The 14,591-nt window shown below is 26.2% G+C and carries 17 protein-coding genes; 15 read left to right on the forward strand and 2 right to left on the reverse strand.

The genetic code is table 4. The features are described 5' to 3' along the window. Positions 1-17: 17 nt before the first annotated feature. The 6 genes from SCITRI_RS02145 to SCITRI_RS02165 all read left to right on the forward strand — a co-directional run bounded on the left by SCITRI_RS02145 (position 18) and on the right by SCITRI_RS02165 (position 5,894). Complete coding sequence (locus SCITRI_RS02145; protein WP_071937038.1) at positions 18-1,730, forward strand: MSC_0882 family membrane protein; 1,713 nt, start codon at positions 18-20, stop codon at positions 1,728-1,730. Positions 1,731-2,222: 492 nt separating this feature from the next. Next, the gene (gene hemW, locus SCITRI_RS02150; RefSeq protein ID WP_071937039.1) at positions 2,223-3,302 is read left to right on the forward strand and encodes a radical SAM family heme chaperone HemW; all 1,080 of its coding nucleotides are present in this window, start codon (positions 2,223-2,225) and stop codon (positions 3,300-3,302) included. A 114-nt stretch (positions 3,303-3,416) separates the two neighbouring features. Next, on the forward strand, positions 3,417-3,953 hold the full coding sequence (locus SCITRI_RS11100; RefSeq protein ID WP_237238028.1) for a M20/M25/M40 family metallo-hydrolase: 537 nt from the start codon (positions 3,417-3,419) through the stop codon (positions 3,951-3,953). Positions 3,954-3,962: 9 nt separating this feature from the next. After that, positions 3,963-4,718: a M20/M25/M40 family metallo-hydrolase gene (locus SCITRI_RS11105; protein ID WP_237238029.1), complete on the forward strand. Its 756-nt coding sequence runs from the start codon at positions 3,963-3,965 to the stop codon at positions 4,716-4,718. 271 nt (positions 4,719-4,989) lie between these two features. Further along, positions 4,990-5,220, forward strand: coding sequence for a hypothetical protein (locus SCITRI_RS02160; RefSeq protein WP_071937040.1), 231 nt, complete (start codon positions 4,990-4,992; stop codon positions 5,218-5,220). A 44-nt stretch (positions 5,221-5,264) separates the two neighbouring features. Further along, positions 5,265-5,894 carry a hypothetical protein gene (locus tag SCITRI_RS02165; RefSeq protein WP_071937041.1) on the forward strand — a complete coding sequence of 210 codons (630 nt, stop codon included), beginning with the start codon at positions 5,265-5,267 and terminating at the stop codon, positions 5,892-5,894. Between the two features lie 36 nt (positions 5,895-5,930). Here SCITRI_RS02165 and SCITRI_RS02170 read toward each other — a convergent pair whose 3' ends face one another. After that, positions 5,931-6,194: a hypothetical protein gene (locus tag SCITRI_RS02170; RefSeq protein ID WP_071937042.1), complete on the reverse strand. Its 264-nt coding sequence runs from the start codon at positions 6,192-6,194 to the stop codon at positions 5,931-5,933. 292 nt (positions 6,195-6,486) lie between these two features. Here SCITRI_RS02170 and SCITRI_RS11110 point away from each other — a divergent pair, with 292 nt between their 5' ends. The 9 genes from SCITRI_RS11110 to treC all read left to right on the forward strand — a co-directional run bounded on the left by SCITRI_RS11110 (position 6,487) and on the right by treC (position 14,161). After that, positions 6,487-6,789 carry a hypothetical protein gene (locus SCITRI_RS11110; RefSeq protein WP_237238030.1) on the forward strand — a complete coding sequence of 101 codons (303 nt, stop codon included), beginning with the start codon at positions 6,487-6,489 and terminating at the stop codon, positions 6,787-6,789. A 3-nt stretch (positions 6,790-6,792) separates the two neighbouring features. Then, entirely contained in the window at positions 6,793-7,236 is a 444-nt protein-coding gene (locus tag SCITRI_RS02180) for a hypothetical protein (RefSeq protein ID WP_004028532.1), read from the forward strand. 165 nt (positions 7,237-7,401) lie between these two features. Then, positions 7,402-8,112, forward strand: coding sequence for a hypothetical protein (locus SCITRI_RS02185; protein WP_071937043.1), 711 nt, complete (start codon positions 7,402-7,404; stop codon positions 8,110-8,112). A gap of 20 nt (positions 8,113-8,132) precedes the next feature. Beyond that, positions 8,133-8,921, forward strand: a complete 789-nt coding sequence (locus SCITRI_RS02190; RefSeq protein ID WP_071937044.1) for a TrmH family RNA methyltransferase — start codon at positions 8,133-8,135, stop codon at positions 8,919-8,921. Further along, a complete protein-coding gene (yihA, locus tag SCITRI_RS02195) occupies positions 8,921-9,520 on the forward strand; it encodes a ribosome biogenesis GTP-binding protein YihA/YsxC (protein ID WP_071937045.1) in 600 nt (199 codons plus the stop codon). The genes SCITRI_RS02190 and yihA overlap by 1 nt, the downstream gene beginning before the upstream one ends. Before the next feature lie 83 nt (positions 9,521-9,603). Beyond that, on the forward strand, positions 9,604-9,867 hold the full coding sequence (locus SCITRI_RS02200; protein ID WP_071937046.1) for a TIGR04570 family membrane protein: 264 nt from the start codon (positions 9,604-9,606) through the stop codon (positions 9,865-9,867). After that, positions 9,857-10,846, forward strand: coding sequence for a LacI family DNA-binding transcriptional regulator (locus tag SCITRI_RS02205; RefSeq protein ID WP_071937047.1), 990 nt, complete (start codon positions 9,857-9,859; stop codon positions 10,844-10,846). Before SCITRI_RS02200 ends, SCITRI_RS02205 begins: the two co-directional genes overlap by 11 nt. 68 nt (positions 10,847-10,914) lie before the next feature. Further along, a complete protein-coding gene (locus tag SCITRI_RS02210) occupies positions 10,915-12,483 on the forward strand; it encodes a PTS transporter subunit EIIC (protein WP_071937048.1) in 1,569 nt (522 codons plus the stop codon). A 28-nt stretch (positions 12,484-12,511) separates the two neighbouring features. Next, complete coding sequence (gene treC / locus SCITRI_RS02215) at positions 12,512-14,161, forward strand: alpha,alpha-phosphotrehalase (RefSeq protein WP_071937049.1); 1,650 nt, start codon at positions 12,512-12,514, stop codon at positions 14,159-14,161. A gap of 127 nt (positions 14,162-14,288) precedes the next feature. On the opposite strand, the gene SCITRI_RS11115 is transcribed toward treC, so the two are convergent. Beyond that, the gene (locus SCITRI_RS11115) at positions 14,289-14,531 is read right to left on the reverse strand and encodes a hypothetical protein (RefSeq protein WP_237238031.1); all 243 of its coding nucleotides are present in this window, start codon (positions 14,529-14,531) and stop codon (positions 14,289-14,291) included. Between the last annotated feature and the right edge of the window lie 60 nt (positions 14,532-14,591).

Consider the following 14,591-nt stretch of genomic DNA (forward strand, 5'->3'; position numbering starts at 1 on the left):
GGCAGGTGAAACAAAGAATGGGTTTTTTTAATACGGTTAAATCTTTTATGGTGAAAGATAAACAACGTGAGAAACCACCAATGCAATCAGCAAATTGTTTTGGTGACAATTTTAATTCTGAATTAATAAACCAAAATAATGCTGTTTTTAACCAAAATCAACCCTATCCAAGTGAAATTCCCCAAAATCATCGTTCGCCAAATCAATACTTTCGTCCAAATGAAGCATATAAACAAAACCAATTAAATAATACGGAAATGTTATATCAAAATAATAATACAATTCGTCCAGCACGAATGAATTTAAGTAATCAATATAATTATTACGCTAATAATCATGACCGCCAGTATCTTGAAGAAGAACGTGAGGGAATGAATATAAATGCTTCACAAATGCCTCCAGGTTATGTTGAACCATATTATAATCATGATGCTGCGCAAAATTATTCGCGTCCAGTTCAACAACAAATTTTACCACGCCGAATTCAACAGCATACATCAAGTTCTAATTATGGTCAATATTGGTCAGGACAACAAAATCAAGGACGATATGACAATGCGGAATTTATGCGATATCAAAGCCACCGTGAAGGTTATTTTAATGATGATAATATGTATACAAATCAATATCGTCATCCTTATCAACCACGTGTTACATCGCCATATAATCAATCACAAGTTAATGAACAATTTAATCGTTCAGAATTAGGTTATGATAGTAAAGAAGCCTATTATGGTGCAAATTCAGCACAATATTTTGATGATAATCAAATGGTGGCAAATTCAATGCCAACGCCACCATCTTATTATCAAAATGGCCATTATACTCCATCAGCACAATTTGACCCACCAGCTTTAACAAATGGTAGGGAAAATAATCGTTATGCTTATCAGCCACAGTTATCAGAAAAACAACGTCGTCGTCATTTTAGTAAGGAATATGCTAACCGCTTAATTCCCCTAGAAATTGCTCGTGAAATTCGTTCAGAAAAAGTTCGTACCTTAATTATGATTATTATTGGTTTTATTGGAACAATGATGACAAGTTTATTTATTGCCTTATATTTTGTTTCTCATCAACAAGAATTAGAAGAAATTATGGGAATTAAAGCGAAATACATTCCTCATCCATTTTTGACAATTACTTTTTTACTAATCTCACTGGGATTATTATTTGCTGGTATTTTTGATTTATCACGAGTTCGAATTGAAACAAATAGTTATCTTTCTAATTTAACCCGAGGTAATCATACTATTCCCCATTTCTTAATTGATAATTATAAAAAAATGACTATTCGTAGTATTGTTTTAAATTGATTAGCATTTCCTACTTATTTCTTTGGTGGAATTATTTTAGGAATTTTATATGGATTCCAACAACATTCAGGTGAAGAATTCCGGTTTGGTTTTTGAAGTTGAGGCATTGTTGATGATTTAACAGCAGCCATTACAATTACAATTATTATTTTAATCTTAACATTAGGTGTTCATATTGCAAATATTGTTTTAACAAAAAAAAGAAAAGCAAATATTATTGGTTATTATGGATATGAAATTGTTCATCCAGAAGAATTAGCTGCTTTAAAGAAAAAAACAAATCGGATTTGTTTAGTAATTTTTATTATTTTCTTAATTATTTTAACATTAGTAATTTCAATTCCATGATTAATTGCTCGTCGTCGTAAACGAAGTGGTGAGGCATTACTTGGGCGTTGATTTAACCGAAATTAAATATTGTTTTAAAAAAATTATAATGTTTCTTTTAACCAAGATAAATAACAATTGTTATAGTTTATTCTTGAATATAAATGTTAGGAGAAACATTTTTTATATGACAAAAGATAGCACTAAATTTTAATAATGTGATTTCTTAATATCTTTTATTTGCAAGATAAATTTTATCTTGCAAATAATTTGTTGAAGGTACTGCGGTGCTTTTTATATATTCAATATTGTTTTGTTTTTAATATGTGTTAAAGTGATTTTAAAGAATTAGTTAAATGTGTTGCAATTTAGAATCCAAATACCCAATAAATTTTTTATTTCATTCTATTTATAATTTTTTAGGAACAGGTTAGAATTAGAATATAAAACAAGGTTTCAGTCACACAACTGATTTAATTTTTAAATAAATCTTTTAATTTAATTATTAAAAAATATATAAATGTTGCACTTGAAATTATAATCTATATTATTAAAATATAAAAGAAATGAGGATTAATAATGATTGAGCATTTATATGTACATATTCCTTTTTGTGACCATATTTGTTTTTATTGTGATTTTTTTAAAATTAAAAAATCACGTCCAATAATGATTGATGAATATTTAACTTCATTAGAGCAAGAAATTACTCAACCTCACCCTAATTTTGCTTTAAAAACAATTTATTTAGGAGGAGGAACACCCAATAGTTTAGATGACATTCAATTAGAGCGGTTACTACAACTTTTACAAAAAGTTGTGCAAGGTTCAATAATTGAATATACAATTGAACTAAATCCAGAAAAGATTACAAAAAGTCAATTACAACTTTTAAAGAAATATCATATTAACCGTCTTTCAATTGGGGTTGAAACTTTTAATGATCAGTTATTAAAAAAAGTTAATCGTTATCATAATAGTGCTGATGTTGTTAATAATTATTACTTAGCTCGGCAAGAAGGCTTTGATAATATTTCGTTTGACTTAATTTATAATTTATTTGACCAAACACAAGTTGACATTGAAGCAGATTTATTAATGATTCAAAAATTACAACCTGATCATATTAGTTGATATTCGTTAATTTTAAAAGAAAATTCATATTGGGGCAAAACAAAACTTAAATTACCAGAGTATGATATTGCATTTGATGAAATTATTAATACTGCATTAACTAAAATAGGTTATGAAAGATACGAAATTTCAAATTACACTAATAACAAGAAAAAATCACGACATAATTTGGCATATTGAACTAATAAATCTTTTTGATTACTTGGTCCTAGTGCAGCTGGTTTTATTAATAATGATGGATATTATTTATTACAAAATTCGCGAAAATATGCTAATTGAACACAAACTAAAACAGAATTATCGTTAAAGGATTATTATTTTCAAATTTTAATGATGGGGTTACGTGTTTTAGATGGCATTGATTTAGTAAAGGTTAAAGATGCAAAGAAAGCAGTCAATTACTATCAAAGTAAAATTGATGTAGAAGTACAAAAAAATAATTTATTTTTTGATAATAATCATTTACGTTGTACAAGTCAAGGATTAAACATTTTAAATGATATTTTAGTTAATATTATGGATTAAGACTCATGCTATAATGTAAGTAAAGAAGAACTATGAATAATAAAAATTGATAATTAAGAAATTATAATTAATAAAGACTTATGAATAAAAAGCATAATAAAGGAGTGGTATATTATGGAAATTGATGTTGAGAAATTACAAAAAGAATATTTTGATAAAGCTTTACAAAAAATTCAAGATATTATTCGAATTCCATCAGTTTGTAGTGAAGCAAAACCAGAGGCTCCATTTGGTGAAGGCATAAAAAAAGTTTTAGAATATGCTATTAATTTAGGAACAGAATTAGGTTTTAAAACATATCAAGATTCAGAAAATCGCTATGGTTATGTTGAATATGGTTCTGGCTCAGAAATTTTTGCAATTTTAGGACATTTAGATGTTGTTCCTCCAGGCGATCTTAACAAGTGAGAATTTGAACCATTTAAACCACAAATTAAAGATTATAAATTGTTTGGTCGAGGGTCAATTGATGATAAAGGTTTTACAATCATTAATTTGTATGCTTTAAAATATTTAAAAGACCATAATTATCATCCAGATTATACTATTCGTTTAATTTTTGGTTTAACAGAAGAAACAGATTGAGCATCAATTAAAGCTTATATGAAAACAGAAGGAGTGCCTGCCTTGGGGTATACTCCAGATGGATAATTTCCTTTTGTGTATGCTGAAAGAGGAATTATTAATGCTGATATCATCAGTAAAGGTGAACCATTTACATTAATAGGTGGTGAGGCTTATAATTCTGTTGCTGATGTTGTTAGTTACCAAGGTTCTTATTTGGATGATATTAAAACTAGATTAGAACAAAAAAATATTGAAACAAAGGTGGAAAATGATTGCTTAATTGTTAAAGGGAAATCTTCACATGGTAGATTACCAGAGCGAGGAATCAATGCTGCTTTAATTACTTTAGCAACATATGCTGAATTAGATAATAATTCAGTGATTGCAATTTTTGCAAAAAAACATTTATATAATAATTTTCATTTTAGTTATCTTTTCCCAAATATGAAAGATGAAATAGGATTATTAATTGTTAATAATGGAATAGTTGAAATTAATCAAGAAAAAACACGATTAACTTTAAATATGCGCGTTCCAATTTCATATAAATTACATGATGTACAAAATCCATTAATAGAAGAATTAAAAAAATATAACTTGGAATTAAAAAATATTTCTTGGCAAGAACCACTGCATATGCCAGTTGATAGCCCAATGATTAAAAATATGATGAAAGTTTATCAAGAGGTTACTGGTGATAACTACACAAAACCTGTGGCAATCGGTGGTGGAACTTATGCTAAAGCAATGCCAAATTGTGTGGCTTTTGGAGCTGAATTTGACATTAATGAATCAACGATGCATGCTTATAATGAATATGTTAAAGTTGATGATTTAAAAAAATGTTAGAAATTTATAAAAAAGCAATTCCTTTGTTAACAAAAAAATAGCATATTACTTACTTTAAATAATGATATCTATTCATATTTTTCACAAATAAAAAATAGTTATTATATAATAAAATATATAAATTAAAAAATATAAAAAATTGCTAAGCAGAATATTACTAAATATAAACGAAATAGTTATTAATGATATCATATTCTGTATTTTTTAGATTAGTCTATTAAAGTAAAAAGAAAGCGAGAAGTATAATGAAAAATATCATTATTAAGCAAAAATGAGTGAAACTGTTAAAATTATTTTGGGAAGTATAGTTGGAAGTTTCTTTTTGGGATTATTTACATTTTTAGGAATATTTGTTAAGGAAAGAAATAAGACTAAAAGACAAAAATTTAAACTTAAGCATCAAACTTTTATAGAATTATTTAAAAATCAAACTTTAGATAAAACAACAATCCAATTAATGGCTCAAAACATTCTTTTTTTAGAGAAAAAAATGAAAAAATAAAAGAGACAGAAGAGTTTTTTGAAAAAATTAAGAAAATATTTGAAATGTTAGAAACTAAAAACATTATTGATAAAATAGCTGAACTTATTAATCATTTAGAAGAAAGTAAACAAATAGATGTTAATAGGAAAGATAATAGAAATGAGGAAATTGGTTATGAACAAAAAAATGATGAAAAAAAGATTAAAGATGAAAAAAATGAAATTTTATTTAAATTTTATTTAGATAAGTTAAATAAATTAGAAGAAATAGAAAATAAAAGTAAATTAAATATTATTAATAATTTTTCAGTCATTGAATTATTATCAATTTCGTTTACAACTGCCGTTTTACTGTTAAAAAATAAAATTAAGTCTGAACAAGTTAAAGAGTATTTAAAATCTGCTTTTCATTTTTATAATAATAATTTAGAAATTAATCCTAATACTGCAAAATTATTAGTTGAAATGTCAGCAGAAGAAGAAAAGAAATTTTCGGATTTATTAAAAGAAGAAAATGATATCGTTAACAAATATGTTATTAGATTAAACAATGTTTTTTTAGTTAAATATGAAAATGATTCATGAGAACGATTTGATTCACTATATAATATTGAAAAACAATATTTTAATTCTCATAAAAAGGTTCAAAAATTAAATCAAAAATTAGAAAAAGTTTTTAAATTTAATTATTAAAAAAGATAATATTAAATATATTATCTTTTTATTTTATTATATTGTTTTAGCAAGACGTTGAGCAATTGATGGTTCACCTTTTGCCCAGAAAATAATAACAAAAACGGCTCCAATAACTGTTGCCATTAAAATTCATTGTAAAAAGGAACATAATCCATAAATAAACTTTCCTTTTCGATCCTTTGGACAGTCTGTTCCGAAAACTAAAGTCCCAACGGAATTAACATTGAAAATTCATAAAATAACCTTTAATCAACAAAAAAGAATATTAAAAAGAGATGATCACATTCTTTTGGCCATAATATAGCCTCCTTTCAGATATATATAATTATACAATTTTTGTTATAATCTTATTATCTAAATCAAAAATTTTCTTTATTAATTTATGATATAATAATTATACTCAGTTTTTGGAAGAAATAATAATGAATGTAAAAAACTCACAAGAAAATAATGATTTTATAAATTTAAAAAATAATGAAGAACTTGTTAAAAAACATTATAAATATTGAATCAAGTTTAAAGATGAGTTATTTCAGTATTTATTAGAAATAATAAAGCTTGAAAAAATTAAAATGTTTTATTGTAATAATTGTCAGCAGGGAAAAGATGTTGACGATTTAAATATTTATGATCTTTTTTTGGATTTACTTTTGATAAGATCAATGTTAAGACAGAAACAATTGGCCATTTTATTGTTGAATTATGTAACGAATGTAATGAAATGAATGATGTTACTAATTCATATATTAAAGTATTTCAAAACAATTTTTTATGTATTTATTGTAAAAAATTACTTTATCAAGATGATGAGCACTTGTTACTTAATAATAATAATTGTTCACGAGAATGTTTGCGCAAATATTTGAATAAAACAATTAAAGAGGGAGAATAAGTTATGAAAACAAAAGTTTTGACTAATAATAAATGACTAGATAAAATTGCTGAATCAGTGGTAAAAATTCAAACACTAACAAATATTCCATATGTTGATTGTCATACATGTAATTATGAAAATCAATCATCAAATTTACTTTTTGCTAATTCATCATATGAAATATTATCAGTTTTAATTAAAACAACTTGTGGACATGATATTACAAAAGGAGTTAATTTTTCACGCATTGTTAATGATCATGGCCATAATTTTGAATTATTAGGGGAAGCAATTACTGAATGTTGAGTTCATAAAGAAAAACCTTGTAGTCATCATTTAAATGAATCAAAAGCATTTGTCTGCTATCAATGTGATAAACTTAAAGCAAAAATAATGCGCATTGATAATGTTAATGTTTGTTCATTAAAATGTTTAAAAGATTATTTAAATGCTCAAGTAAAATAAATTTTATATTTAAAAAAGGAAATTAATTTCCTTTTTTAAATTATTATGAAATTATGATTATGATAGATTGTTTTGTTAATTTCATATTATTACTTTACTTAACAAAATATCCAAGATAAAATTATAACTAGTATTTGATTTTAACTAAAAAAGGAGGTTTAGGGTATGCCATCATATTATACAGAACATATTTTAAAATTGAAGCAACCAAAATTAAAAGCACCATTAACTGATACCGAAATTAATGCTATTGTAACAGCTTTTAAGCATTTAGTTTGTAAAATTAAAAAAGATGCCATTGTTATTAAGCATCAAAAATTTGGTTATGAACTTTTTCGTAGTAAAGCAGACGACAAATATTGAGCATATGCTTTAACTTTTACTGAACCTCTTAATCCATTAAAACCAATTTATAAACATCATTGAATTGGCAACGCTTTTATTGGTTATGGGTATGATACCTTAGAAGAAACAATTAATCAGACTTTTAAAATGATGGAACAAGGACCAACAGCACAAACAAATTTTCGTGATTATTTAGCTAGTTGAGATGAAGAAAAAGACCGCATTTTCTTAGATTGAGAAGAAAAAGAATGGTCGTTTGAAAAATATCAAAAGTTTCAGCGTTGATATGAAAAAAACAAGGTTAAAATTATGACAAAACAAATTGGGATTAAGGATGCCGAAGATTATAATAAAGAAATTAATAATAAAAATAATAGATCGGGATTAGCAGTTTTATTAGGGAAAATGCAAGACCCACCAAAACGCCCACGAGCAATAGCTGTTGTAATGCGTGAAACAGCAGAGACAAAGGAAAAATGAGATGATCCAAAAACCAAAAAATACCTTGTTGGTTTTATGTATGTTAATTAAGAAAGAAAGAATCCGATATTATGAATTATCGAGAAATTAATTCAGCGCAAAATGAACATATTAAATTATTGGCAAAATTAAAAGAAAAAAAATATCGAAAAGAATTTAATTTAGCCTTAATTGAAGGATGGAACATTATTGATGAAGCATTACAGCACAACCTTGTTGTTGAAATTTTAACAACAAAAATAAATCAACGAAAATTAAAAAATTTTAATAATATTTTATTAACAATAGTTTCCGAATCAATTTTAACTAAATTAAGTCAAAGTAAAAATAGTCAAAATATTATCGGTGTGATTGATTTAACTAAGGTTAAGGAACAAAATAATTTTCAATTCAATCAAAATATTCTTTTATTAGAAAACATCCAAGACCCAGGTAATGTAGGAACATTAATAAGAACTGGGCTTGGTTTTGGTTTTACAAATATTATTTTGTATAATCATACTGTTGACCTTTTTAATGATAAAGTATTACGTGCTAGTCAAGGTGCTATTTTTAAAGTCGCAATTAAAGAAGCCAATTTAATTGAAATTAAAAATTTCCAATTAAACCGATATAAAATTATTACAACTGGTTTAAAACGACAAAGTGTCTTTTTACAAGATTGTCATTGCCAGTTTAAACAAAATGAACGATATATCTTAGCATTAGGTAATGAGGGACATGGACTTTCAACAACATTGCAAGAAATTAGTGATTATAATGTCCAAATTAAAATTAATTCACAACTTGAGTCATTAAATGTTGCTCAAGCAGGAACAATTTTAATGTATGAAATTAATCGTCAGATGGAGGAAAAATAATGTTTAAGTTTAAAAATGCGAATTATATTACATCAGCGGTTAATAAAGCAGGTTGAATTAACGATGATTTATTTGAAATTGCTTTTTTAGGGAAAAGTAATGTTGGTAAATCAAGTTTTTTAAATATGTTAACAAATCAACGTCAATTAGCAAAAGTTTCTCAAATTCCCGGGAAAACGCGGATGCTAAATTTCTTTTCAATTAATAATAACCAATTTCGAATTGTTGATGCACCAGGATATGGGTTTGCAAAAGTTGGTAATCAATATAAGATGGATTTTGCAAAAATGATGGAAGAATATTTAACTCAACGAGAAAATTTAAAATTTGTTTGTTTATTAGTAGACTTACGGCATCCACCAACACAAGATGATTATGAAATGTATCAATATTTAAAGCATTTTAACATTTTAACAGTTTTAATTGGAACAAAACTTGATAAGGTAAAAAAGAATGATATTCAAAAGCATGAAAAGATGATTAAGGCTAAATTAAATTTCGCTGATAGTGATTATTTTATTAAAACATCAAGTCGAAATAAAATCGCTCGTGATGAATGTTGGACATTATTTGCAAAATTATTAAATTTTAATGAATAGTTAAAATATTTTGAATTAAAAAACTTATTAAAACAATTTCTATTAAATTAGCATATAATTATAACACATAAGGAGTGAATAAAATGAATAATTTTTCATTGACAAAAGAAAAAGGCCTTTCACAAAAAATTTTTAAAAAAATTCCATGATTTTATCATGTCATTTTTCTTATGACTGGAATTATAGCTGGACTTTTATTTCAATTTTTATATATTAAACGATGAGATTTTCCTTATTTTTTTATTTTTATTATTGCGATAATAATGCTTTATTGTGTACTATTTTTATTATTTAGTCCCATTATTAAGCAAAATTGATTTTTAAAAAAAGGTTTTAATGAAAAATAAAAAAATTTCAATTAAAACAATTGCTGCTGAGTGTGGCGTTGGTATTGGGACGGTATCACGTTATTTCAATGGTGGTTATGTTAGTCAGGAAAAGCGTCTTTTAATTCAAAAAGTTGTGGAAAAATATAATTTTCAACCTGATTTTGCTGCGCATTCAATTAAAAAGAAAATGTTAGAAGTATATATTTTAATTCCTGATTTAACAAGTAGTAATACGTTTATTGTTAAATCAATTTTAAAACAAATTAATAATGATTTTACTAAAATTGTTCCTTTTGTTGTTGAAACAACTTATGATGAGGATCGTTATTTATTACATTTACAAGAAATTGTACGCCGTAACCCGGCTGCTTTAATTTTATTTACGATTAGTAATGATGGAAATATTAGAGCCTTTTTACAGACAATTAATATTCCAATTATTGTATATGGTCGTCAATGAGGAGATACCGTGTTTATTAATAATGATAATGAAATGATGTATGCTTTACTCCAAGAAATGGCAAATAATCATGAATTTGACAAGAAAAAAGAAATTCTTTATATTGGAGAGAATCCGGTGACAAATTTACCAACTGGATTTGCTCGATATGATACTGTTGCTGATTGATTTAATGGTCGCAATTATCGATTTCAAACGCACTTTTTTTTTGAGAATCAAGAACGAATAATTTGAGAATTAGTCAAAACAATTAATTTAAATAATAAAATTATTATTGCAGGAACACATACTTGCTATAAAGTTGTGATTTCCTTTTTAATGAAAAATAATATTACTAATAGTTTGGTCACAGATATTTGTAATAGTAATGACTTTTTTCTATCAATTTTACCAAAACATTATTATATTGCCATTAACTATAGTGAATTAGCAACAAAAATAATTATTAAGTTAAAGCAAATTTTAGATGGAAATAATATAACAAAAGATAAAACAATTGAATGTTTAAGTTATGAGATTAAAACTTTTTTAAAATAAGTTTATATTTTAAAAAATGTGTATTATAATCAAGATATGGAAATGATTCCATACAGGAGATAAAAATTATGACAAAAAAAACATATACTACTGAAATAGTAGCGTTAATTCCGTTATTGGGAGGAATTGACAATATTATTTCATATACTCATTGTGTTTCCCGGATTAGATTAGTTTTAAAAGACAATACAAAAGCAAATTCAAAGGAAATCGAAGAATTAGATAATGTTAAAGGAACGGTTCAACCAATTGGACAATATCATATTGTAATTGGACCTGATGTCAATAATTATTTTGCTGAATTTAAAAAATACTTAACTTCTAAGACAGAAAAATTAGGAGAAAATATAACAAATGAATCAACAGTAAAAAAAGGAAAATGATATCAACGCTTATTACAACATTTTTCAGAAATCTTTATTCCACTAGTCCCAGCCTTAATAGCGGGGGGATTAATTTTAGGATTTCGTAACATTTTAGAAGCAAATTGGAATGGCGAAGGAACTTCATTGGTAAGCATTTCAGGATTTGCTAAAGGGTTAGATGATTTTTTGTGAATTCCAGCCCAAGCTGTCTTTTGATATATCCCAGTTATAATTTGTTGATCAATTTTTGCCAAAATGGGAGGTTCTCCAGTTCTTGGTATTATTATTGGTTTAACCTTATTATTACCACCATTAGTCGATATTTTTGAAATTGCCAAAGGAGCTAAAAATTCATTATGAATTTTTGATGTAGCACCAACATTTGACTTTGGAGCATGAAGTTTTCCATGGAAAATTCAATATACAGGACAAGTAATTCCAACAATTGGAGTAGCCTTTTTTGGAGTTTATTTAGAAAAAGGATTAAATCGAATTGTCCACGCTGTTTTAAAACAAATTTTTGTACCATTATTAACAATTTTATTATCGTTTACAGTTGGATTATGCTTAATTGGTCCAGTTGGTTATATTATTGGAAGTGCAATTTCAGTTGGATTAAGATGAGCATTAGTTAATCCAATTGCAAAATACTTCTTTGGTCCAATTTTAGGATTATTATATGCACCAATTGTAATTACTGGTGTTCATACGATGCTTAATGCAGTAATGATTCAAGATACAGTTCAAATTGGGGGAACCTTTATTTTTCCAATTTTATGTATTTCAAATATTGCGCAAGGAAGTGCTTCCTTGATGTTTACTATTAATAATCGAAAGAACCCCAAGATGAAAGAAAATGGAATTTCTGCCACAACGTCCGCTTGATTAGCAGTGACTGAGCCAGCATTATATGGAATTAATTTACGTTTTCTTTATCCATTCTTAGCATCAATTGTTGGATCAGCAAGTGGTGCAATGTTATTAACAGTTGCAGGAGTAACTTCAAATGGAATTGGAAATGGAGCATGATTAGGAATTTTATCAATTCAATCATTTAGTCAAGTCCAAGGTGTTCAAACATTTATTGGTACCGGATATACTTGGTTTATTCTTAGTGCACTATTAACAATGAGTGTAACAATGGCCTTAACATGATTTTTAGAAAAACTTCCACGTTTTACAAAGTTACGAGATGAAATATTACAAGTTAAGGGAACAAGTTTAATTAGTTTTAAAAAACAACCAAAAGTGGTTGAAAATATTAGTAAATAAATCTTTGAAACTGTAGAGGAGATTATCAATGAATAAAATAAATTTTCAAGAAGCGATTGTATATGAAATTCATCCGCAATCGTTTTATGACAGTAATCATGATGGTGTTGGTGATTTACAAGGAATTATTCAAAAATTAGATTATTTAGCAATGTTAGGAGTTAATTATCTATGATTAAATCCAATTTATGTATCACCACAAAAAGATAATGGTTATGATGTTTCAGATTACAAAAATATTAATCCACTTTTTGGGACAATGAATGATTTTGAAATGTTAGTTACAGAAGCAGGAAAGCGAAACATTTATATTATGATGGATATGATTTTTAATCATTGTTCAACAGAACATGAATGATTTCAAAAAGCACAAACAGGGAATTTAGATTACTTACAACGATTTTTCTTTCTTCCTGGTGACAAAGCAAAGTGCCCAAATAATTGGCAAAGTAAGTTTGGTGGTTCGGTATGAGAATATCACGATGAATTAAAAATGTTTTATTTACATTTATTTGATAAAACACAAGTTGATTTAAATTGAAAGAATGAAAGTTTACGCCAACATATTTATCAAATTGTTAATTATTGATTACAAAAAGGGGTGCGAGGATTACGATTTGATGTTATTAATTTAATTGGTAAACCAAATATTTTTGAAAATGACTTAACTGGTGATGGTCGGAAGTATTATACTGATACACCACAAGTTCATACATATTTACAAGAAATGGCACAGAATACTTATTTAAAAACAAATGACATTATTACTGTTGGTGAGTTATCATCAACATCAATAAAACAAGCGATTTTATATACAAAACCAGTGTCACAAGAATTAAATATGGCTTTCACTTTTCATCATTTAAAAATTGATTATTTAAATAATGAAAAATGAAAATTAGCTCCCTATGATCCAGCGAAACTAGTAGCAAAAATTAAGGAATGACAAATCCCAGTACAAGCAGCAGGTGGCTGGTTAGCTAATTTTTTAAATAACCATGATCAACCACGGGCATTATCTCGCTTTGGTGATCCAGAAAATTATCGTTTTGAATCAGCTACAGCTTTAGCGGCTGTTGTCTTGTTACTACGAGGAACACCATATCTTTATCAAGGGGAAGAATTTGGTATGGAAAATAATAATTATACAAAGATTGAACAGTTAAAAGATGTTGAATCAATTAATTATTATCACATTCTTCAAAAAGAAGGAGAACAACCAAATGCTATTTTAGAAGTGTTAAGTGCACGCTCACGTGATAATGCTCGTACTCCAATGCAATGAAATAATCAGCAATTTGCTGGTTTTAGTACGCATAAACCTTGAATTGATGTTAATACAAATTATTTAAAAATTAATTGAGAAAAAGATTATCATAGTTCGCAATCAATTTTTAAAGCTTATCAAATGTTAATTCAACTTCGTAAAAATAATCTTGCCTTTAGTTATGGCGAAATTGAATTTGTTGAAATTGATCCAACAATATTAAGTTTTTATCGTTATTATGAAAAAAACAAATTTTTAGTATTAATTAATTTATCTGATCAAACAATTATGATTCCAGATAATTTATTGTCTGAAAAAACAATTTATAACAATTATTCAACTTTTGAAAAAAAAATTAATCCTTATCAAGTTATTGTGTTTGATTATTTAATGGCAAAATCATTTAAATAATAAAACCCTTTTTAAATGAAATAAATCTAGTCCAATTTTAGCAATTAAATCATTAATACAATTTTGAATGTTTCTATTTCTTGCAATGATTGGTTTTCAATGTATTAGTATCAAAAAGATTAGGAAATTATGTTCCTTCTAATTCAATTTCTTTATTATTTAAAATAAATTTTTTAAATTTGCCTTGATGTGGCACAATATTGGCTGCAATTTCAAGATTTTTTGATAAAGTAGCTGTAAAGAAAAAGTAGTTTTCAGAGCGTTTCATTTCAATTCATAATAATAAATATGTTATATTAATTCCATTTGCAATACTATTTGATGTTTTTTGGTCTTTTGATCTCTTATTAGAAAGAGAAGCTAAAACCATTAAAAACAAAACAACAAAAAATTAATGTTTTTAAAAAAACCATTGTTTTACGAACCGTAA

Origin of the sequence: Spiroplasma citri, assembly GCF_001886855.1 — a bacterium.
Classification (GTDB): domain Bacteria; phylum Bacillota_I; class Bacilli_A; order Mycoplasmatales; family Mycoplasmataceae; genus Spiroplasma; species Spiroplasma citri.